Raw genomic sequence first — 20,286 nt, forward strand, 5'->3', positions numbered from 1 at the left:
TATCCATGAATATGTTCAGATTTAACCCGTCGTTCAGGTTTGCCTTTGTTGCAGGCTTACTGTTTGGCTCTGCAACAGCTCACGCTGCTATTGAGATTTCTAACACGCCATTGCAAACAGGCAGTGCGGTGCCGCCTAATATTATGTTTATTATTGATGATTCAGGCTCAATGCAATTTGAACTGTTGCCAGATGAAATTATGTTTTCGGATAAACGTTATATTTTTCCGCGGGCAAATGGTGTATACGGCTCAAGTGACTACAATAACTATGTCCCCACGGTGGAAAATGGCGAAGCGTACAATGCATTTACCCGCTCTGCTCAAAACAATAAAAGCTACTATGATCCTGCCGTAACTTATAAACCCTGGGTCAGGGCTGATGGTACCAGCTTCCCTAATGCATCGCCGGCTTGTGCCTGGCATAACCCTATGGCCACTGGCACCTGTCCTTCGGCGGATACCGCGAACTCAGTTGCCCGGGATTTAACCCGGAATAATGGCCGTTACAACAGTAACCGCTGGTATAAATGTAACTCCGCTGGCAGCTGTAGCTATGACACCAATAACCGTAGTTTTTGGCCGGCAACTTATTTTTACCTTAATAGCGGTAGTGCCTGGCAATGGAGCAACTATACAAAGGTTGAAATTAAAAGTACTACAGCCTCGTACAGCGGCCATGGCCGTGCTAAACGCACAGACTGCTCCAACGGGGTGTGTAATTATAACCAGGAGATGCAAAATTTTGCCAACTGGTACACCTATCACCGCTCGCGCATTTTAACCAGCCGGGCAGGTATAGGCCGTGCTTTTGTTGGCCAATCTGAAAAAATGCGTGTGGGTTTTGGTGCATTAAACAAAAGTAGCTCATCTATTGACGGGGTAAACACCGGCGTAATTGTCAGAGGTGTGCGCGAGTTTAAAGACTCTGCCAAGAGCAATTTTTACTCTGATCTTTATGGCAGAGATATCCCGGCTGCGGGTACTCCACTACTTACCGCACTTGATGCTGCCGGGCGTTATTTTTCCCGGGCAGATAGCCGTGGCCCCTGGGGGATTAACCCTGGTGCCGGTAATGAGCAATCGATAGACCATATATCGTGCCGGCAAAGCTTTACGATATTAATGACAGATGGATATTGGTCTGACGGTGACACCGCTTCAGGTGTTGGTAATCAGGATGGTTCGGCAGGCAATACGATCTTACGGCCGACAGGCGATACCGGAGCCAGTTACCGATATACGGCCACAGCGCCCTTTACTGATGGACACAGTACCACCCTGGCTGACGTTGCCATGAAATACTGGAAGAATGACTTACGTACGGACTTAGATAACCGTGTACCGACCAGCACTATTAATCCTGCTTTTTGGCAGCATATGGTTACTTTTGGTATTGGTTTAGGCGTGATTGGTAATGTTGATCCGGTAACGGCTTTTGCGGCCATTAATAGTAACGCAAGTGTAAGTTGGGCAAGCCCTTTTGCCGGGACTGAAGCTGCGAAAAACAGTGCGAAGATTGATGATCTGTTACACGCTTCGGTAAATAGCCGTGGTGGATTTTTTACCGCAGATAAACCAGATGATTTTGCTACTCAACTGGAGCGCACACTTAATGCAATCATCGAGCGGGTCGCGTCTGCATCTAATTTGGCTGGCACTACAACATCATTGCAAGCAGATAACTTTGTTTATCAGGGTAGCTTTAACTCTGGGGAATGGAGTGGCTCACTTAAGTCTTTTAATATCGATGATGTAAATACACCAGTGTGGGAGTCAAATTTCCCGGCATGGGGTGCCCGCAATATTTTATTTGGTAAAACAAACGGAACCACGGCTGCGTTTACCCCAGAAAATGTAACGGCTGATGGTAATGCGTTAAGTGGTAAAGGTAATTTAGTTGATTATTTACGCGGGAATCAGAGCCTGGAAGTTGGCGAAAATGCACAGTTCCGTCGCAGAGTGTCTTTGCTAGGCGATATCGCTAATTCTTCACCTGCGTATGTCGGCGTGCCGGTAAATCGAAATTATCAGCGTTATAACTGGGATGGAGCAAGTAGTTACAGAGCTTTCCTTATTGCAAATAACAGCAGGACGCCGGTTGTTTATGTTGGCGCTAACGACGGTATGCTGCATGCGTTTAATGGTAATAACGGCACTGAAATTATGGCGTATGTGCCAAGACAAATGTTAACTGAGAGTGCAGATTTAGCCGATTTTGCCAGCACGGACTATCAGCATAAGTATTATGTTGATGGCTCATCAGTGGTATTTGATGCTTACATTAACGGCAGTTGGCGTTCAATTTTGCTTGGCTCTCTTGGCCGTGGTGGAGACAGCTTATTTGCCATTGATGTATCTAGCCCGCAAGGGTTAGTCAGTGATGGCGCCACAAAAGTTCTGTGGGATAAACGTTATCCTGAGTTAGGCATTACCACCAATAAACCTGTTATTGCCCGGCTGAATAACGGCAAATGGGTTGCAATAGCCGGTTATGGTTATAATAACAGCAGTAACAAAGCAGGTTTGCTGGTTATTGATCTGGAAAATGGCAATGTTATTAAGCGGCTGGAAGCAAACAGTGGGGGGCCTAATGGTCTTGGGCAGGTAGAAGGCTGGGATCGCAATGGCGATGGCAATATGGATTGGTTCTTTGCCGGAGATATTCTCGGCAATATATGGAAATTCGATTTGTCCTCAGATAACCCGGCCATGTGGAATGTGGCATACAACGGTGCCCCTTTGTTTACGGCCGTAGATGATAATGGTAACCCACAGTCTGTTACCGGCGGCGTGTCGTTGTCTTCCGAGCCTGAAACAGGTTATTTATGGATATTTTTTGGTACCGGCAAAATGCTTTCTGCTGAGGATCCGTTACGCAGTGATGCAAACACCTGGTACGGTATCCGTGATGGTCAGGTTATTAACAACCGAGCTGATCTAAAACAGCGCGAGATTATTGCTCAGCAGGACAATGCACGGGTGGTTGAACCCGGCGCGCCACATGATATGGCCGGAGCACGAGGCTGGTATATTGACCTTAGTGACGCACGGGAACGTATTGTAAATAGACCTCAGGTTGTAGGTAATAGCTTGATTGTAAACACAATATCGCCAGGCGACAACGATTGTAACCCACAAGGAAGCGGCTGGGTGATGGCTGTAAGCCCTTATACCGGCAGCAGACTTAACTATATGTTTTTCGACCGCAATGGTGATGGAGATATTGACGGCGATGATGGGTTGAGTGTTAACGGAGCTAATACACCTGTTTCTGGCATGCGCTTTGATGGCATGCCCAGCGAACCGGTTGTGTTTGATAATAATGATGGCACCGCCAGTCTGATAATTGGTTTGGCTGATACCCGAATCGCGGATGTTAATGTAGCCCCCGGCTTTTTACAGGGTAGGGTATCCTGGCGTGAGCTTACAAACCAATGAGCAAATATATGAAGATAACACTCGGACAAAAAGGCGTAACTCTGATTGAGCTAATGGTGGTAGTTGCTATTGTTGGTATTCTCGCTGCAATTGCCTACCCCTCCTATCAGGGCTACGTGCAGCGTTCAAACAGAGCAGCGGCTGTAGCCTGCCTGACCGAGCTTTCTCAGTTTATGGAGCGCAGTTATACCGCGTCTTTCAGCTATGGCGGGATTGAGATACCGGCTTTGCAGTGCATAAACGACATTGACACGCGCTACACTTTTGCTGTGTCAGATCAGGCCGCCAGAACATACACTCTGAATGCTACGCCAATTGGCAGTCAGGCTACAGATGATTGTGGTGTACTTATACTCAATCAAGCCGGACGTAAGGGCGCTAATGGTGGTTTTGTGGTAGCAGATGTAAGGCAATGCTGGTAATTTAGAATTAAATTTGATCTTTTGAAATAATGTTGTAACTTTAAGGTTAAGTTTATTGGCCTTGGGCATATGGATATGCGGTTACAACATGGATTCAGTCTGGTTGAAGTATTAGTTACGCTGTTGGTTTTAAAGGTTGGCCTGTTAGGTATACTGGCCGCGCAGACGGTGGCATTACGTCAGGTGCAGGATGCTACACAGCGAACCCAGGCTGTAGCGCTGAGTTATGGTTTACTCAATGAGTTAAGAGCTAATCAGAGTTTGAGTACTACAGTTGGCCAGCGCGTTACCCGATATACCGAGCTACCTGTGATTCCCGTATGCACCCCTCCAACACCTTGCTCTGCAGAACAACTGGCAGATGCGCAGTTACATCATTTGTTTTCCCAATTGCAACCACAACATGGTGCTGGCCTTTATGAGGCTGAATTTTGTCTGCAGTCACAAGGGGCTGCCGTAAGGCTGGACGTTAGCTGGCAGCAACGGGCATATTCTGCCGAGCCAACCGGCCAGTCTTGTGCTGCGGGTGCTGGCAGAAGTGGCTTTACAGTACAAAGCCGCTGGAGGTAACTGTGCGCCGGACTTCGGGTTTTACGTTAACTATTGCTATGCTGCTGGCACTGTTTTTACTCAGCATGGTGCTAACCGCCTTTAGCAGTTTAAGTCGCTCTGTCAGACAGGCCCAGCAATTATCTGAATTGCAACAGAATGCGCAACTGGTAATGAGCTTGTTTCAGAATGAATTGACCAATACCGGTTTCTGGGGCGGCAGAGCCGACCCTATGCTGGCTGTTGCGTCACCAATGCCGGCCTCTCCGGCACCCGATTGTGTTGAAGATACACTTGATAGTGGTAGTTTTCCTCAGGCCGGGCGCAACTTTGTTACTTTGTATGCCAGCCGCACTGCTGCCGGGCGCCAGCTGAATTGTATTACCCAAACCATACCTGATAGTGAACTATTACAGGTAAAGCGGCTTGTTGGCCAACTGGCCATGCCAACAGAAATGCGACAAAACCGATTTTATCTGGAGACAGACTGGCAACACAGCCGCTTTGTTGACAGCAGCAGCCACGGGCTTAACGCCGCCTATGATTATTTTCCTTATCAGCATCTGGTGTTTTATCTGCAGTTGCAGCGTGTAGACGGTAATACCGTGCCTGTGCTGATGCGCAAGCGTTTGGCCAGAAACCAGGCTGGTAGCGCCACTATCAGTACTGACTCTGTACTCGATGGTGTTGAACGTATGCATTTTGAGTTCGGTGTTGACACTAACCTGAATGGCCAGTTGAATTATTTTTTGCCAACTCAGCAGATGGCTGCAGATTTCTGGTGGCAAAAAAACAGCCGTATTATCAGCATCCGCTATTATGTGCTGCTTCGCGCCCGCCAGCCTGATCCCGGTTATATCAATAATCAGCACTACGATATGGGGGGCTCAGAGTTTATTGCGCCAGGTGATCATTACCGCAGGTTGTTGGTTAGCAGTAGTATCTTTTTCCAGAACGCTGCACTGCAGGAGGGCTCATGACAACACACAAGGGCATGGTGCTTATTATGGCGCTGGTGTTTCTGTTGGTGATGAGCTTGCTGATCTCAGCCATGCTATTGGTTAGCCAGTTAAGCCACAAAACAGCTTATGCCGGGCAACAACAGTTGCAAACTGCACAAGAAGCATTAGCACAACATATAGCTGTGCTTAATACGCTGACCGACGAGGCTGCTGCCGTCAGCCGAACAATGACAGCTTGTCCGGCAAGCTATGCTGCCTGGTCTGGTGGTGCTGTGCAGTGTGAAATGATACAGGTTGACACTGCAGCTTACTCAGACAGCAGGCTTTTTTATGCCGGTTACAGTAGCCTGGTATTGAAAACGACACTGATACAGGAGCCAGATTAAAATGCTAAAGCACAGGTTTATTTGCATTATATTTTCTGTTGTCAGCGCCGTTAGCCACAGCTGTGACTTAAACGATACTACTGCCGTTGCTGCAACTTTACCATCATTGTTAGATGATGGCCCGCCAAGAAAAATCAGCCTGAGTAATAATGTTCAGCTGGATATACCGGACGCTGAAGGCGTGCTGAGGATGCACAGTGCTGACAGCTTAGTACTGCTGGATCAACTGACAAACTGGCCAACTGAAACAGGCCAGACTAGTAGTATTAAAGCGCAACCGGTAGTGCTGGACCAGAACTATGATGGTATAGCTGATGCTGTTTATACTATTGATTCCAGTGGTCGTCTGTGGTTTATCCCGCTCACCCGCAGTGGTTTTGCCGAGCCTGAACTGATAGCTGATTTTAGCGACATTGCGGCTGAGTTTCGCCAACCGTTACAACTTTTGCAAACATTAGCGCCCGTTGGCGTTGGCACGTTACAACGCCAGACCATGCTGTTGATTATTGCCAGTATGGCGGCAGGAGGTGACACCTTGTTGGTAGTAAAGCATCTATCGCCGCAGCGCGTCGTTATACAGCTTAGTGATCTGACAGACAGAACCTATCTGAGCGATGCTGAAGCGGTGTCAGGTATTGCCGAACAGCTTTGGCAGCAGGTACAACTGGGCGCTGGCTGGTATGTCAGCATGGATAAACGTATTACTGCCGTGCCGCAGGTTTATGCCGGGGTAGTGTACCTTAGCTCTGCCGAGGTAGCTGCGGTGCAGCCAGACTGCAGTCTGGCAGAAAATACTGAACTGGAGATCCATGCATTACACTTGCATCATGCCGGGGCAGTGTATGCCAGAAGGCACTGGCAAATAGCGGCGCTGGAGCGGGGCAAGCTGGTGTTGCAGAAAAACCCGCAAGGCGAGCTTGAATTAAGTTTGCATAACGAACAGCAACAGCAAAGCGTACAGGCAGATTTGTTGGCAATTACCCCGGATTGCGCCAATTGTGTTGTAGCATTGACGGCTGATCAGTTTCCCCGGATCAGCCGGCTGGCAACCTTCCAGGCAGAGCAGGATGGCCACTAAATGCAAACTGTTAAGCCTGGTTTTAGTTTAATCGAGTTATTAATAGTACTGGCCATAGTGGGTATTCTGGCGGCGATATGCTACCCGTCTTATCAGCAGTATGTGTTGCGAAGCTATCGCGCAGAAGCAATATCACAGTTATTGCAACTGGCAAATGCTCAAGAGCAGCATTTAGCCGACTACGGTGCATACTCGGCAGATTTAGCTGTACTCGGTGTTAAGGCGTCAGAGCGCTATACATTTAATATTAACCTGTTTGCAGCGCAGCAGGAATTTGAGCTGACAGCTCAGGCTCAGGGGCAGCAACAGGCCGATAGCGAATGCCAACTGTTTACATTGAACCACCTTGGACAACGTAACGGTGAGGATCTGCAAGCACAGGCTTGCTGGAATTAGTCAGGCCGGGCAAGGTGTGGCGACCTCAGTTAACCTGCTACGGCCAGCTTGATTTACGGTAAGCCGGTAATGCCACTTATAGCTTTGTTGCGGGCAATAGTAAAAAGTACCGTTTTCAAAACCATTTAAACTACCATCCCGCCGGAATGTTATGGCTTCGCGGTTATAGATTAGTTTATGACGCGGATCAATTGCGGGTATTTCGCGCAATAGGGTGCGCTCGTTAGTATCTGGATAAAGCATTGATAATTGTACTGGTACAGTTTGCCACTGTGCTTCACATTTCCCCTCAACGGCGGGGCATAGTTGTACTGGTAAGTTACTGCTGGTGGCTGCAACACGGGCAAAAGCCAGATGCTGGCTAAACTGGCGGACATAAGCGGTAGCCCGCTGGCGATCGATAAATTCAGCCATTGCCGGTACTGCAACAGTGACAAAAATGATCAGAATGGCCAGCGTAATCATCAGCTCTGGTAAGCTAAATCCCCGGCTTGTCTTTAATGACATACAACGCTCCTTGCAACTATTGCCCTGCAAAAAGCGTAGCATTTATTATTTTAATGTAAAATAATTGCTTCTAATCGTATATTGTCGGGATCGGCTGGCGTTTATGCTGGGTTTTCAGATAAATGCCAATCAGTTTTTCACTAACCTCAGCAGATACGGTTTTACCTTCAAGGAAATCATCAATTTGCTCGTAAGTTAAGCCAAGTGCTGCCTCATCTGCTTTTTGTGGTGCTAAACATTCTAAATCGGCAGTTGGCGTTTTGCTTACCAGCACATCTGGTGCCCCCAGTGTTTTACCCACTAAACGCACCTGGCGTTTACTTAAGCCAAACAGCGGTGCTAAATCGCAGGCGCCATCGCCCCATTTGGTATAAAAACCGGTAATGTTTTCAGCGGAATGATCGGTACCCAGCACTAAGCCTCCAAGCAGGGCTGCGATATGATACTGAATCACCATACGGGTGCGGGCCTTTACATTACCTCTGGCAAAGTCGGCCTGAGCCTCACTGGCGGTAGCCAGGCCATCAGCAGCCATAGCACTAAAGGTTGCCTGATGAATGGCATCTGCACCCGGTTGTACATTTACCGATAACGCTTTACTTGGCTGAATAAAATCAACTGCCATCTGGGCTTCGGCTTCATCTTTTTGCGTAGCGTATGGCAGGCGCACAGCAATAAACTGATAACCACTACCGGTTTCGTTCAGCTCATCTATAGCCAACTGGGCTAAACGGCCACAAGTAGTAGAGTCGATACCACCGCTGATGCCCAGTACCAGTGTTTTCATGCCTGAGGCGCTAAGACGTTGCTTAATAAAATCGACCCGGCGGCGGATCTCAAATTGCGGATCTATCTGCGGTAGCACCCGCATTTCGGCAATAATCTGTGCTGCATTCATACTATTTTGGCCTCTGCTGAAAATACCAGTCTATCTTATCGTGTTTTACCCTCAGCAGATCAAGTGATTCTTAGTGATTAACTGCTGAACAGCTTCCGGCCTTGTATTATACTGCCAATACCACCGACGCTTAACTGACGGAAATTGTGATGAAAAAAATTGAAGCCATTATTAAACCTTTTAAGCTGGATGACGTGCGTGAAGCGCTGGCAGATATCAGTATTACCGGTATGACAGTTACTGAAGTTAAAGGTTTTGGCCGGCAAAAAGGCCATACAGAGCTGTATCGTGGCGCAGAGTATATGGTCGATTTTTTGCCTAAAGTAAAACTGGATATTGTGGTTACCGACGATCAGGTAGAACGCTGTGTTGAAGCTATTATGAAAACCGCACAAACCGGTCGTATCGGCGATGGCAAGATTTTTGTGTTTGATGTTGAACGTGTAGTACGTATTCGCACTGGCGAAGAAGACGAGGATGCGATATAACAAGGTTAATAATTATTTAACCTGAGAATGTTATGCTCGTATACAAGCAGTTTTATCTTGTGGTTGTTGGGCTCAGCTGCCTGAGCCTTATTGCTTGTAGTTCTGCTCCGGCGCAAGTAAGTAATACAGCTGTTTTACCTTATTCAGCGTTGTTAGAAAGCGCTAATGCTAATACGCCGACGGTCGATGATATTTTTCAGTTGTCAGCGTCACAGCAAGCCGAGTTTCTGGCGTATTTTAATGCCCCCGAGCGTCAGGATGTTGCAGCCCATCGGCGGGTATATCAGTTTCTGGCGCAACATTTATCTGGTTTTGACTACCAGGGCAAAAACTACACTGCAACAAAGGCTTACGCACTTAAAAGTGGAAACTGTATTTCTCTGGCCGTACTGACCAAAGCTCTGGCAGATTTGGCAGGCGTGCAAATAGAGTTCCAAAGTATTATCTCTGCACCTGTGCTGAGTTTTGAGAGTGATCTGATGGTGTCCTCAGACCATGTTAGAACTTTTCTTTATGATCCGGCGTTTATTCCCGAAAAAGATACATTTTATTTTATAAAGCCCTCATTGGTAGTGGATTATCTGCCATCATCAGCGGATATAACTGGCCCCCGAATTACTCAGCAAACCTTTATTGCTATGTTTTATCGTAACCTGGCCGCAGATGCACTGCTGGCTGAGCAATATGACCAGGCTCTGGCACTGCTGAAAACTGCATTGCAATACGCTCCCGATTACAGTGCAGTTATTAATCTGACAGCAGTAGTTCACCGGCGTATGGATGAGATGCAATTGGCTGAGCAGTTTTATCAATATGGTCTTGATGTTTCAGCAAGTAAGGTCACATTGCTTACGAACTATGCAGTGCTAAAGCAAAGTCAGGGAGACCCGGATACTGCTCAGGAGATGCTACAATCCTTGTCGTCATTTAACGAGTATGACCCATACCTGTGGTATGTGCTGGGGAAAAACGCACAACAGAAAAACCAGTATCAGGAGGCCGTAACTTATTTGTACAAAGCAGCAGAGCAAGCGCCTTATATGCATCAGTTACAACTGGAGTTGGCGTTGGCATATTACCGTAACAATCAGACTGGCAGAGCACTGCAGGTGCTTAGCAAAGCGGCTGAGCTGGTCGTCGATAACAATACACAACAACGCTATCATGCAAAACTTGAAGCGTTAAAACTGCGTCAGTCTACGCACTGATTATGCTCAGGCTGCCTGTTGCTGCATTACTGCTGATCCAAGTATTTTGTGCACAGGCAAATCTGCTGACAGATATTCAGCAGTTAAGCGCTGCAGATATGCAGGGGCGTAAAACCGGCACTGCAGGTGCCGGTCTTGCCCGCGAACTGATTTCTGAGCGTTTTGTCCATTTGCGATTAGACAGGTTTAACAACAGCTATCAGCAACCTTTTGTCTATTCATCCTGGCCTGAAAAAACCGGTATTAATGTGCTGGCCTGGCGCCGTGGGTGCACTTACCCGAATCACTATATTGTTGTTACAGCACATTATGATCATCTTGGCATACAGGGCAGAAAAATTTTCCATGGGGCTGATGATAATGCTTCCGGTGTTGCCGCTATGCTGGAACTGGCCGCCAGGCTAAACCACTTTTGCCCGGCGTATTCTTATATTTTTCTTGCCACCGATGCTGAAGAAAGCGGCTTACATGGCAGCAAAGCTTTTATCGCCAAACCACCGGTGTCGCTTGGCAGCATAGTAATGAACCTGAATCTGGATATGATTAGCCAGCCTGATCGGCGTGGCAAGCTTTACCTGACCGGCGCCAGACGTTATCCGGCACTGGCAGCGCAATTAGATGCCACTTTTAGCACGCTGCAGTTTCTACATCATCGCGGCCCGGGCCGTATGGCACGCGATAACCCGCGTTATAACTGGCCTAATGCCAGCGATCACGGCCCCTTTCATCGTGTCGGCATTCCTTATTTATTTTTCGGCGGTCAGGAGCATGCGTATTACCATACGGTGCAAGATACCTGGCAGCGTATTGAGCCGGTATTTCTGGATATGGCAATGCAGGCTATCTGGCAGACAGTGCAGTGGCTGGAGCAACAACCCCCACAGGCACTGCGGCCGGATTCGCACTAACCAGCCGTTCAAACTCACTCCCAGTCAAAGCTAAGCTGATCCCGGCAAGCTATCTTTTGTTGCGTTGCGGGCCTTTTGCGGCTGGCATGGCGTACAAACACGGCTTGTTTTTGCTGTTGCCAGTCTGGTTTATTATGTTGCTGCAACCATTGGCTTAGCCGTGCTCTGGCTTGTTGTTGTGCCTGCTGTAAATCGACTATTGGTGCCGGATAATCCCGCGCTATAACACAACTATAACGTTGTTGTAGTGCGGCTGGCATTAGCCAGGGCGTATGCAGCCAACTATCCGGCACCTGACGCAGTTCGGGCAACCACTGGCGGATAAAGCGGCCATCGGCATCTTTTTGCTGGCTTTGTTTTACCGGGTTATACATCCGGTTTGGGTTTATCCCGGTGGTACCGGCCTGCATTTGTATTTGGGGGTAATGAATGCCCGGCTCGTAATCGATAAAGCACTGAGCCAGATGCAATGCCACTGGCCGCCAATGTAACCATAAGTGATAGCTGGCAAAGGCCACTAACATTGCGCGCGCGCGAAAATGCAGCCAGCCGGTTGCCAGCAAACTGCGCATAGCAGCATCGATCAGCGGGTAGCCGGTTTGGCCGCTTTGCCAGGCCTGAAACAGCGCAGGGTTAAAGTCGTGCTCCCGCAAGCCGTCAAAACCACGGTGCATATTAAAAAACTCAATGGCGGGCTCATCTTCCAGTTTCTGGATGAAGTGGCAATGCCAGCGTAACCGGCTGAAAAATGCCTGCAAGCCCTGCTGTTTGCGTTGTTCTGTGCTGCGCTTTAGCGCCATAAAGCTGTGTTGTTGCAACTGGCGCAGGCTAAGCTGGCCGTAGCTGATATAAGGGCTGAGCCTGGAGCAGCTGCTTAGCGCTTTTACCGGCAGTGAAATGTGCTGGCGGTAGTGCATACAGCGTGTGCTGATAAAGCTGTCAAAAGTGTGGTTTGCTGCAGTCGCGTCTTGCAGGGTAGAGCAAAGCGGTAAATCGATTTTACGGGACGGTGCCAGTTCCGCCAGGTTCCACTGTACGGCAGTTAAAAATGGCAGTGCTGTTACTGTTGGTGCCAGAGATGACTTTAGCCAGCTATCGGCCAGGTTAAACCAGTTATCCCGGTCTTTCAGTTTTCGAAATACAGCGAACTGGCGGTACTGCTGCCAGGGTATATTCAGCTCGTGTAATAGCCGTGCTACTGCCAGATCACGCTGATAAGTCCAGAGGTTGCCGGTTTCTTCATGGCTGCATACGCGGCTAATGGCAAATTGCTGGCAGAGTTGGCGCAGCACTAAAGTTGCCGGGCCTTTCACTATCAGCAAAGGTTGGCCAAGTGCAGTTAATTGTTGGTTAAGTTGCTGCAGTGCCGGGGCGATAAATTGCCAATGGCGCAGCGATACATCGCTTTGTTGCCAGTAATCCGGTTCAATAATGTAAACCGGTAATACTGCACCTGCTTTGGCCGCCTGATACAACGGCTGATGATCATCAATGCGTAAATCGCGTTTAAACCACACCAAAGTGTTCATGACAGCGTTGATGGCAGCATAGCTTTGACGAATGCGCCTTGCGGATCGTACATTTGCGCTTGTTTGCTGATATTAAACTGCCGCTGGGCGCTATTGCCGGTGCCGGCAATATAGGCCCAGTTTCCCCAGTTGCTGGCGCAGTCATAATCGAGCAGGCGCTGCTCAAAATAAGCGGCACCCAAACGCCAGTCGATATCAAGATTATGCAGCAAATAGCTGGCAACATTCTGCCTGCCACGGTTGCTCATTAAACCGGTTTGGTTTAGCAGGCGCATATTGGCATCAATAAAGGGCTCACCGGTATTGCCCTGGCACCAGAGGTTAAATTGCTTAAGCTGAGCTTTGCTAAGCTGTGGCTGGCTAAAATCGGCGCGGCCTTTTATGGCATCTTTACTAAACCAAAGACTGCCATATTTGCGAAATTGCCAGCGGAAAAACTCACGCCACAACAGCTCAAATTTAAGCCAGTAAGTAGAGTCGTTAGCCTGCACTTGCTGCTCAAAGCTGACAATCTGCTGCCATAAAAAACGTACAGACAAACTGCCAAGTGACAGCGGCACTGAGAAAAAACTGGCGTAATTCCCGCCCATCAGCTGATTGCGGGTTTGTTTGTAGTGCAAAATATGTTGCTGTTGCCAGATATAATGCTGCAGCCTTGCCAAAGCAGAAGCCTCGCTGCCAGTGCCTGCTGTTAAATGAGTATGGTATTGCTGGCTTAGCTGTATAAAAGCACTGTTATAAGCCCCGGTTTGTGCCGGTAACAGCCAGTTTTGGTCGGGTGCCTGCATTGCTGGCTCACTTACCTGCAGCAGCGGCTCGCGCTGTTTACGAAACGGCGTAAAGCTGTCGGGCATCTTGGCAAGGTTGGGCCTTAAACCATCACTCAGTAAAGAGTTAGAGTCGAGTTGAGTAACGTTAAGAGTCTGCTTCAGGCGGTTAATGGCGGCATATTCGTAAGAAGCAACCGGCTCTGCACAGTACAGCTGTTCTGCTTTTAATTCATCGGCCAGAGTGCGGATACAGCTGACAGTATCGCCAACCAGGGTGATAAGGCCAATATGCTTTGCCGCCAGAGTATTTTTTAGCGCAGCAATAACAGCTATCTGTTGTTGTAAACGCTGCAAATTGGCTCTGGGTAAACCATACTGGCGGCCAAAAAATGCGGCTTTATTCAGCACAATTACGGCTGCTTTGCGGCCTTCACAGGCGTTTAACAGCGGGTTATCGTGCCAGCGCAATGTATTGTTTAGCAGTATCAGGCTGATACTCATAGCTGCTCCAGACGGTTTAACGTGTCGGCAGCTTTGGCCAGAATGGCGGTTTTGTCGCTGTCACTGCGTTTTTGCCAGTTAGCAAAGGCCAGTGCCAGGCGCGGGTTAGCGCCAAATTGCTGCTGATGGCGGTGAAGAAAGTCCCAGTACAGTGCATTAAACGGACAGGCATCGGTTTGCGTGGTATGTTTAACCTCGTATGCGCAGTTTTTGCAATAATTGCTCATCCGGTTGATGTAAGCACCACTGGCGGCATAGGGCTTGGATGCCATTACACCACCATCGGCAAATAATGCCATACCAAGGGTGTTGGGCAATTCCACCCATTCGTAGGCGTCGGCATAAACGGCCAGATACCAGTCGGTAACCTGCTCAACCGACAGGCCGGCCAGCAGCGCGAAATTACCGGTGATCATTAAGCGGTGAATATGGTGCGAGTAAGCATGATCAATAGTGCTTTTTACGGCCTGCTGCATACAGCGCATTTGCGTGTTGCCATGCCAGTAAAAGCCCGGTAAAGCGCGTTCAGCGTTTAAACTGTTGTGTTGCTTGTAGTCCGGCATCAGCAGCCAGTACAGGCCGCGCACATATTCTCGCCAGCCAATCAGCTGGCGGATAAAACCCTCTGCGGCATTAAGCGGCACTAAGCCCTGCTGATAGGCCAATTGCACTTTATTACACATCCAGCGCACATCCAGCAGGCCACAATTTAGATATACCGAGCAAATGCTATGAAACAAAAACGGTTGGTCAAGCAGCATGGCATCCTGGTAATCGCCAAACCGGGGCAGTTGCTGTTGCACAAAATGTAAAAAGGCATGCCTTGCATCTTTGCCGGTAACGGCATAGCTAAAGTTATCAGCATCGCCCATATTTGCGGCAAAATGCTGGTTAACCAGCGCCATTACCTCTGCCGTGATATCGTCGGGTATAAAGTGCAGTGGCACAATTTGCTGTAAATCTTGCGGGCAGGCTTTACGGTTATCGGCGTCATAGTTCCATTTGCCTCCTTCGGGTGTATCGCCTTGCATTAGCAAGCCGGTATAGCGGCGCATTTCGCGGTAAAAGTATTCCATCCGTAGTTGCTTTTTACCCTGGGCCCAGCGCGCAAAACGCGGTAAGTCACAGATAAAACGGTCATCAGACAGTATTTCTGTTGGCACAGGAAAATGCTGTTGCCAGCTGTTAATTTCCTGCTGCAGGCGGTATTCACCACACTGTGTTATCAGGATGCTTTGCAAGTGAGGGTGTTGCGCCAAAGCATGCTGCACGGCATCGCCGATGCATTTTATCTGGCTTTGGCTATCATAATGGATATAACAAACAGTATGGCCTTGCTGTCGCAGCACCGCGGCAAAGTGGCGCATAGCGCTGAAAATCAGAATAATTTTGTGTTTGTGGTGTTGCACATAACTGGCCTCTGCTGCTACTTCTGCCAGCAGCAGCACGTCATCTGCTGTTATGTTTTGCAAGCTCGACAGCGCCGGGCTTAGCTGATCGCCTAAAATTACAATAAGTCTGGCCATAACCGGGCTATATTACGACAACAATAGTGCCTTTACGCTGTGCCTGGCGGGGAAGATCATCGTCTGGTGTACAGAAAGTTCTTTATGTTATATTGTCACATAACTTAAATTAATACAGGAACCATGCTATGAAGCTCTCTTTAGTCGCCAGCCTGCTTGTTTGTAGCTTAATGGCGTTAAATACACCTGCAGTAGCGCAAGAGCAGAGTGCTGCCGAACATAAACACGATCATGCTGAACACAAACATGAACACGACGAACATGACGACGACGTGGTCGCGCTGGGGGCTCATGTGCATGGCCATGCGGTGTTAACTCTGGTGCTGGAAGGCAACGAAATGCAACTAGCATTTCAATCAGCAGCGCAAAGCATAGTGGGCTTTGAGCATAAACCCAGCACGGCTGAGCAAAAGCAGGAAGTCGCCGCTGCTATTGAGGTGTTTAATCAGGGTGAATGGTTCAGCTTTAACAATGATGCCAACTGCGAGCTGGCCATGGCAGAGGCCAGTACTGATTTGACTGAACTACAGGCCAATGAAGGCCATGCTGATTTTTACGCTAACTATCAGCTGTTATGCCAGCGTCCGGCACGGTTGACTGAATTGCAATTGCGTATTTTCGAGCTGTTGCCAGCACTGGAGCATATGGATATTCAGTGGATTATCAATGGCCAGCAAGGTGCATCACAGGCTGCACTTAGTAGCAGTACAGTACGTTTTCAGTAACGATAAAATGATAACGGCAGCTTAAGCTGCCGTTTTTTAGTAGGTGTATTCTTCTACTTTATCCACTTTTAGGCTGTAAGCCGCCTGGCCCAAATCGTGGGTCATGGTTTCGGTGGTTAAGGTGCCGCTGATCCAAAAGGGTGAATAAATCATATCGGCTTTTAAATCTTTCGCCCCGGTCACATAGATAATCTGGTTCGGTGGTGGTGGCGGTACGTGAATACAGGCACCAAAATAAGGCACTAAAAAGAAGCTGGTCACGTTTTGGGCACTGTCAAACTCCAGTGGCACAATAAAGCCGGGTACCCGCACTTTGGTATTGTTAAACTCAGAGCGTACTTTGGCTGATTTAAGAATTTGCTGCCATTGCTGCGCGGCTGGATCATCACCCTGGTAGTCATCGTCAAACGGTGATGGCTGGTTATAATCGTGCTGCACTTCAGGCATTTGCTCTAGCAGCTTTAAATCTTCTTCCGGCATTAAGTCAGTCCATTCAATGGTTTTGACTTCACTTGCACTGAGCCCGCCAGCAAAACATGCGACCAGTGTCAGATATAACGCAACAGATAACGTCCGTAGCATTGGAGCTCGCCCCCCTAAGTTGGCATAATGACAAAAAACGCCGATATCATAACATGACACTGAGGGCTCCTGTGACCGACAAGCCGAAAATTCCCGCTATTGATCTCAAACAGCTGCAGTTTTATTACCAAAGTGGTGGCTGGCAATTGCACCTGCCTGAGCTGACTTTACACTGTGGCCAGCATTTATTTGTTCGTGGTGCTTCGGGCAGCGGCAAAACAACCTTATTAAATTTACTCTGTGGTATCACCCGCCCGGTCAGTGGTGAGCTGTATGTCAATGGCCAGCCGCTGCATCAACTCTCCAGCAGTGCGCGTGACAGCCTGCGGGCAAAGCATATTGGTGTAGTATTTCAGCAGCTTAATCTTATTCCTTATTTGTCGGTGCTGGATAACGCGCTGCTTAGCAGCCACTTTGCCAGCCAGAATAAAACCGACTCGGTAAGCCGGGCAAAAACGCTGTTGCAGCGCCTGGGGTTACAACAGGATTTATGGCATAAACCGGCCACTAACCTCAGTGTCGGCCAGCAACAACGGGTGGCGATTGCCCGGGCTTTGCTGCCCAAACCTACCTTACTGATTGCCGATGAGCCCACGTCAGCACTGGATAGCGATAACCGCGATGCGTTTATGCGGGTAATGCTGGCCGAAGCCGATGCCAACGGCTGCACAGTGATTTTTGTCAGCCATGATCAAAGCCTGACGCAGTATTTTCATTATCAGCTGGATATGCAGCAGTTAGTTAAAGGAGTACAGCCATGCTGATGAAATTAGCCCGGTTAAGTTTATGGAACCGGCGCGGTACAGTGCTGATGACCTGGTTATCACTAACCATAAGTATTGCGTTGCTGCTGGGCATTGATCACTTGCGCACCGAGGCAAAAAACAGTTTTACCAGCACAGTGTCAGGCACTGATCTGATCGTAGGGGCCCGCTCTGGCCAGCTTAACCTGCTGTTGTATTCGGTATTTCGTATTGGCAATGCTACCGCCAATATCAGCTGGCCCAGTTATCAGCGTATTATTAAACACCCGCAAATAGACTGGGCCATTCCCATATCACTGGGCGATTCGCACCGTGGTTACCGGGTAATGGGCACTAATACCGATTACTTCAGCCATTACCGCTATGCCAACAGCCAGCCACTGGTGCTGGCGCAGGGTAAAGCATTTGAGCGGGTATTTGACACTGTACTTGGTGCTGAGGTAGCGCAAAAGCTGGGCTATAAACTAAACGAACAAATTGAACTGTCGCATGGTGTCGGCGCGGTAAGTTTCAGCCAGCATAAAGACAAACCTTTCACTGTAGTGGGCATTCTGGCACGCACCGGTACGCCGGTAGATCAAACTGTGCATGTCAGCCTGGAAGCAATAGAAGCTATTCATCTGGACTGGCAGCAGGGCGCACCCATACCCGGCAGACAGCTAACCAGTGAGCAGACGCTGGCGCAGGATTTAACACCCAAATCTATCACTGCCTTTATGGTGGGGCTAAAGTCACGCATGGCAACGTTTACGCTGCAGCGGCAGATTAACGAATTTAAAAATGAGCCACTAACTGCCATATTGCCGGGTGTCGCATTGGCAGAGCTGTGGCAGATGCTGGGTATGGTAGAAAACCTGTTGTTGCTGATAAGTTTACTGGTGCTGCTGGCGGCGCTGGTGGGGATGATCACTACCTTGCTGGCATCAATGAAAGAGCGGCAACGCGAAATGGCCATTTTACGCGCAGCCGGGGCGCACCCCTGGTATTTGTTTGTGCTTATTCAGCTTGAGGTATTACTGGTAACGCTGCTATCAATGTTATCTGCTGCAGCCTTGCTGTTTATCAGCCTTTATCTGTTGCAGGATAAACTGGCCGCTGATTTTGGTTTATTTATCAGCCTGCAAATTGTCAAACTGACCAGCTTATACTGGGCTGGGGCTATTTTGCTGTTGTCTGCCGTGCTGGCAACAATACCGGGCGTGTTGGCTTACCGCAAAGCGCTGGCTGATGGCCTGACAATCAGGTTGTAGTACTGAGGTTAAGCGGGCAGATAAGGGTTACTACACAGCCTGTATCAGTATTGTGCAGGCTAACATCACCCTGTAGCAGATGAGTAACCAGATTAAACACCAGCGTCATGCCCAGGCCTTTGGCGCCCTTACTGCGGCGTGTAGTAAAAAATAGCTCAAAGGCGCGGGCCAATTCGTCTGTATTCATTCCGCGGCCATTATCGGCTATTTCCAGCTGCCAGCTGTAAGGGGTTTGGCTGGCACGGATCACAATCTGGCGTGACGGTTGTTTATCAAAGGCGTGCTGGCAGGCATTCTCTATAAGCCGGGTCAGAATGGTGGTTAGCGGGCTGGCAAAGCTCTGAATTTTTAACGTTGCAGGCACCTCTAACTGCACACTCACCTGATGCTGCTTTAACAGCGACTCCACACTACACAGCACTTTGGGAATAAACTCGCTTAATACCAACCATTCTGCCTGCTGATCCGGGTTTGCCGCGGCGGTTTGTTTAAAGCTGTTTACCAGATCAACAGTGCGATGCAGGTTTGCCTGCACCATGGCAATACTGTGCTTAATTGCAGCGCCACTCTGGCCAAATTTTTGCCGGGTAAGCTGGCCTGCCAAAAATAGCTTTTCCAGTTCCAGTAGCGTTACTTCGGCATGGCTGATAGCAGTAACAGCAACGCCCAGCGGGGTATTTATCTCATGGGCGATACCGGCCACTAAACGGCCGAGGCTGGCCATTTTTTCTACTTCAATTAATCTGTGCTGGGTTTGCTGCAGTTGCTCCAGTGACTGGGTCAGTTCTTGTGTACGCTGGCTGATAATTTGCTCTAAGCCGCTGTTTAGCTGTTCTAACTCGCACTGATAACGCATGCGTTCCGATGCACTTAATGCCCGGCCATAAATATCGGCCAGAAAACCGGCAAACACAATTTCGTCTGTTTGCCATTGTTTAATCTGGCGGTGCTCAATACAGATAATACCCACCATAACGCCATGATGGCGGATCGGCGTATCCAGCATAGAGCAAATACCAGAAGGTGACAGGTAGATATCTGAAAATTCAGCAGTTTGCGGGTGATGATGTGCATCGGCAGCAACAATGTTACGCTCATCGTCCAAGGCATTAAAATAGCTGGGAAAGTCTTGCCGGCTTAGCGTCAGATCAGGGGTGCTGTGCTGCTTACCATCGAGCTGATAGGCACAGTACATTAATTGATTATTGTCAGAAAATAGCCAGACGCTGGCGCGATCAACAGCCAGCCCTTGAGTAATGGCCTCTAAAATCAAGCTGTTAGCTGCGGATAAATCGCCTTTGTCGATATTTGGATTACGGCTGATTTGGGCCAGAATATGCTGCAGTTCAATTTGCATTACTACGCAGAGCTCTCCGTATCGGCTTCGGACGGTACGT

General features: G+C 48.7%; 20 protein-coding genes. 13 read left to right on the forward strand and 7 right to left on the reverse strand.

Going from position 1 to position 20,286, the window contains the following annotated elements:
* Window positions 1–5: 5 nt before the first annotated feature.
* The 7 genes from AR688_RS02550 to AR688_RS02580 all read left to right on the forward strand — a co-directional run bounded on the left by AR688_RS02550 (window position 6) and on the right by AR688_RS02580 (window position 7,233).
* On the forward strand, window positions 6–3,440 hold the full coding sequence (locus tag AR688_RS02550) for a pilus assembly protein (protein ID WP_068228671.1): 3,435 nt from the start codon (window positions 6–8) through the stop codon (window positions 3,438–3,440).
* Between the two features lie 8 nt (window positions 3,441–3,448).
* Window positions 3,449–3,862, forward strand: coding sequence for a type IV pilin protein (locus AR688_RS02555; protein ID WP_068231078.1), 414 nt, complete (start codon window positions 3,449–3,451; stop codon window positions 3,860–3,862).
* 75 nt (window positions 3,863–3,937) lie between these two features.
* Window positions 3,938–4,432, forward strand: coding sequence for a type IV pilus modification protein PilV (gene pilV, locus AR688_RS02560; RefSeq protein ID WP_156420195.1), 495 nt, complete (start codon window positions 3,938–3,940; stop codon window positions 4,430–4,432).
* Window positions 4,433–4,434: 2 nt separating this feature from the next.
* Complete coding sequence (locus AR688_RS02565; RefSeq protein WP_082694651.1) at window positions 4,435–5,391, forward strand: PilW family protein; 957 nt, start codon at window positions 4,435–4,437, stop codon at window positions 5,389–5,391.
* A complete protein-coding gene (locus AR688_RS02570; RefSeq protein WP_068228677.1) occupies window positions 5,388–5,759 on the forward strand; it encodes a hypothetical protein in 372 nt (123 codons plus the stop codon). Before AR688_RS02565 ends, AR688_RS02570 begins: the two co-directional genes overlap by 4 nt.
* 1 nt (window position 5,760) lies before the next feature.
* The gene (locus tag AR688_RS02575) at window positions 5,761–6,837 is read left to right on the forward strand and encodes a hypothetical protein (RefSeq protein ID WP_068228680.1); all 1,077 of its coding nucleotides are present in this window, start codon (window positions 5,761–5,763) and stop codon (window positions 6,835–6,837) included.
* A complete protein-coding gene (locus AR688_RS02580) occupies window positions 6,838–7,233 on the forward strand; it encodes a type IV pilin protein (RefSeq protein WP_068228683.1) in 396 nt (131 codons plus the stop codon). It begins immediately after the preceding gene.
* On the opposite strand, the gene AR688_RS02585 is transcribed toward AR688_RS02580, so the two are convergent.
* Both AR688_RS02585 and nadE read right to left on the reverse strand, forming a co-directional pair.
* Window positions 7,234–7,740 carry a GspH/FimT family pseudopilin gene (locus AR688_RS02585; protein WP_068228686.1) on the reverse strand — a complete coding sequence of 169 codons (507 nt, stop codon included), beginning with the start codon at window positions 7,738–7,740 and terminating at the stop codon, window positions 7,234–7,236. It abuts the gene before it with no gap.
* Between the two features lie 70 nt (window positions 7,741–7,810).
* A complete protein-coding gene (gene nadE, locus AR688_RS02590) occupies window positions 7,811–8,638 on the reverse strand; it encodes an ammonia-dependent NAD(+) synthetase (protein ID WP_068228689.1) in 828 nt (275 codons plus the stop codon).
* A 149-nt stretch (window positions 8,639–8,787) separates the two neighbouring features.
* On the opposite strand from nadE, the gene glnB reads away from it, so the two are divergent.
* From glnB to AR688_RS02605, 3 genes are read left to right on the forward strand one after another with little or no spacing between them, the layout of a single operon-like run.
* On the forward strand, window positions 8,788–9,126 hold the full coding sequence (gene glnB / locus AR688_RS02595) for a nitrogen regulatory protein P-II (RefSeq protein WP_068228692.1): 339 nt from the start codon (window positions 8,788–8,790) through the stop codon (window positions 9,124–9,126).
* 32 nt (window positions 9,127–9,158) lie between these two features.
* The gene (locus tag AR688_RS02600; protein ID WP_068228695.1) at window positions 9,159–10,334 is read left to right on the forward strand and encodes a tetratricopeptide repeat protein; all 1,176 of its coding nucleotides are present in this window, start codon (window positions 9,159–9,161) and stop codon (window positions 10,332–10,334) included.
* A 2-nt stretch (window positions 10,335–10,336) separates the two neighbouring features.
* Window positions 10,337–11,242 carry a M28 family peptidase gene (locus tag AR688_RS02605; RefSeq protein ID WP_068228698.1) on the forward strand — a complete coding sequence of 302 codons (906 nt, stop codon included), beginning with the start codon at window positions 10,337–10,339 and terminating at the stop codon, window positions 11,240–11,242.
* A gap of 14 nt (window positions 11,243–11,256) precedes the next feature.
* Here AR688_RS02605 and AR688_RS02610 read toward each other — a convergent pair whose 3' ends face one another.
* The 3 genes from AR688_RS02610 to AR688_RS02620 are packed head-to-tail and all read right to left on the reverse strand — an operon-like array spanning window position 11,257 to window position 15,568.
* Window positions 11,257–12,771 carry an FAD-binding domain-containing protein gene (locus AR688_RS02610; protein WP_068228701.1) on the reverse strand — a complete coding sequence of 505 codons (1,515 nt, stop codon included), beginning with the start codon at window positions 12,769–12,771 and terminating at the stop codon, window positions 11,257–11,259.
* Complete coding sequence (locus AR688_RS02615; RefSeq protein WP_068228704.1) at window positions 12,768–14,042, reverse strand: DASH family cryptochrome; 1,275 nt, start codon at window positions 14,040–14,042, stop codon at window positions 12,768–12,770. The genes AR688_RS02610 and AR688_RS02615 overlap by 4 nt, the downstream gene beginning before the upstream one ends.
* Window positions 14,039–15,568 (reverse strand): cryptochrome/photolyase family protein, encoded by a 1,530-nt coding sequence (locus tag AR688_RS02620; RefSeq protein WP_068228707.1) that lies wholly within the window; start codon window positions 15,566–15,568, stop codon window positions 14,039–14,041. The genes AR688_RS02615 and AR688_RS02620 overlap by 4 nt, the downstream gene beginning before the upstream one ends.
* Before the next feature lie 128 nt (window positions 15,569–15,696).
* On the opposite strand from AR688_RS02620, the gene AR688_RS02625 reads away from it, so the two are divergent.
* Window positions 15,697–16,293 carry a ZrgA family zinc uptake protein gene (locus AR688_RS02625; RefSeq protein WP_068228709.1) on the forward strand — a complete coding sequence of 199 codons (597 nt, stop codon included), beginning with the start codon at window positions 15,697–15,699 and terminating at the stop codon, window positions 16,291–16,293.
* Window positions 16,294–16,329: 36 nt separating this feature from the next.
* Here the strand turns inward: AR688_RS02625 and AR688_RS02630 are convergent, their stop codons facing one another.
* Window positions 16,330–16,875, reverse strand: coding sequence for a DUF3299 domain-containing protein (locus AR688_RS02630; RefSeq protein ID WP_068228712.1), 546 nt, complete (start codon window positions 16,873–16,875; stop codon window positions 16,330–16,332).
* Window positions 16,876–16,928: 53 nt separating this feature from the next.
* On the opposite strand from AR688_RS02630, the gene AR688_RS02635 reads away from it, so the two are divergent.
* Both AR688_RS02635 and AR688_RS02640 read left to right on the forward strand, forming a co-directional pair.
* Window positions 16,929–17,639, forward strand: coding sequence for an ABC transporter ATP-binding protein (locus tag AR688_RS02635; protein ID WP_197412087.1), 711 nt, complete (start codon window positions 16,929–16,931; stop codon window positions 17,637–17,639).
* Window positions 17,633–18,889, forward strand: a complete 1,257-nt coding sequence (locus AR688_RS02640; RefSeq protein ID WP_068228718.1) for an ABC transporter permease — start codon at window positions 17,633–17,635, stop codon at window positions 18,887–18,889. The genes AR688_RS02635 and AR688_RS02640 overlap by 7 nt, the downstream gene beginning before the upstream one ends.
* Here the strand turns inward: AR688_RS02640 and AR688_RS02645 are convergent.
* Window positions 18,879–20,246 (reverse strand): GAF domain-containing sensor histidine kinase, encoded by a 1,368-nt coding sequence (locus tag AR688_RS02645; protein WP_068228721.1) that lies wholly within the window; start codon window positions 20,244–20,246, stop codon window positions 18,879–18,881. The two genes, AR688_RS02640 and AR688_RS02645, sit on opposite strands and share 11 nt — an antisense overlap.
* Between the last annotated feature and the right edge of the window lie 40 nt (window positions 20,247–20,286).

The organism is Rheinheimera sp. EpRS3 (assembly GCF_001513785.1).
Lineage (GTDB): Bacteria > Pseudomonadota > Gammaproteobacteria > Enterobacterales > Alteromonadaceae > Alishewanella.

Bases quoted from the DNA above. Each gene is read 5' to 3' on its own strand.
- AR688_RS02550 (WP_068228671.1), top strand. From the start codon at position 6: ATGAATATGTTCAGATTTAACCCGTCGTTCAGGTTTGCCTTTGTTGCA.
- AR688_RS02555 (WP_068231078.1), top strand. From the start codon at position 3,449: ATGAAGATAACACTCGGACAAAAAGGCGTAACTCTGATTGAGCTAATG.
- pilV (WP_156420195.1), top strand. From the start codon at position 3,938: ATGCGGTTACAACATGGATTCAGTCTGGTTGAAGTATTAGTTACGCTG.
- AR688_RS02570 (WP_068228677.1), top strand. From the start codon at position 5,388: ATGACAACACACAAGGGCATGGTGCTTATTATGGCGCTGGTGTTTCTG.
- AR688_RS02575 (WP_068228680.1), top strand. From the start codon at position 5,761: ATGCTAAAGCACAGGTTTATTTGCATTATATTTTCTGTTGTCAGCGCC.
- AR688_RS02580 (WP_068228683.1), top strand. From the start codon at position 6,838: ATGCAAACTGTTAAGCCTGGTTTTAGTTTAATCGAGTTATTAATAGTA.
- AR688_RS02585 (WP_068228686.1), bottom strand. From the start codon at position 7,740: ATGTCATTAAAGACAAGCCGGGGATTTAGCTTACCAGAGCTGATGATT.
- nadE (WP_068228689.1), bottom strand. From the start codon at position 8,638: ATGAATGCAGCACAGATTATTGCCGAAATGCGGGTGCTACCGCAGATA.
- glnB (WP_068228692.1), top strand. From the start codon at position 8,788: ATGAAAAAAATTGAAGCCATTATTAAACCTTTTAAGCTGGATGACGTG.
- AR688_RS02600 (WP_068228695.1), top strand. From the start codon at position 9,159: ATGCTCGTATACAAGCAGTTTTATCTTGTGGTTGTTGGGCTCAGCTGC.
- AR688_RS02605 (WP_068228698.1), top strand. From the start codon at position 10,337: ATGCTCAGGCTGCCTGTTGCTGCATTACTGCTGATCCAAGTATTTTGT.
- AR688_RS02610 (WP_068228701.1), bottom strand. From the start codon at position 12,771: ATGAACACTTTGGTGTGGTTTAAACGCGATTTACGCATTGATGATCAT.
- AR688_RS02615 (WP_068228704.1), bottom strand. From the start codon at position 14,042: ATGAGTATCAGCCTGATACTGCTAAACAATACATTGCGCTGGCACGAT.
- AR688_RS02620 (WP_068228707.1), bottom strand. From the start codon at position 15,568: ATGGCCAGACTTATTGTAATTTTAGGCGATCAGCTAAGCCCGGCGCTG.
- AR688_RS02625 (WP_068228709.1), top strand. From the start codon at position 15,697: ATGAAGCTCTCTTTAGTCGCCAGCCTGCTTGTTTGTAGCTTAATGGCG.
- AR688_RS02630 (WP_068228712.1), bottom strand. From the start codon at position 16,875: ATGCTACGGACGTTATCTGTTGCGTTATATCTGACACTGGTCGCATGT.
- AR688_RS02635 (WP_197412087.1), top strand. From the start codon at position 16,929: ATGACACTGAGGGCTCCTGTGACCGACAAGCCGAAAATTCCCGCTATT.
- AR688_RS02640 (WP_068228718.1), top strand. From the start codon at position 17,633: ATGCTGATGAAATTAGCCCGGTTAAGTTTATGGAACCGGCGCGGTACA.
- AR688_RS02645 (WP_068228721.1), bottom strand. From the start codon at position 20,246: ATGCAAATTGAACTGCAGCATATTCTGGCCCAAATCAGCCGTAATCCA.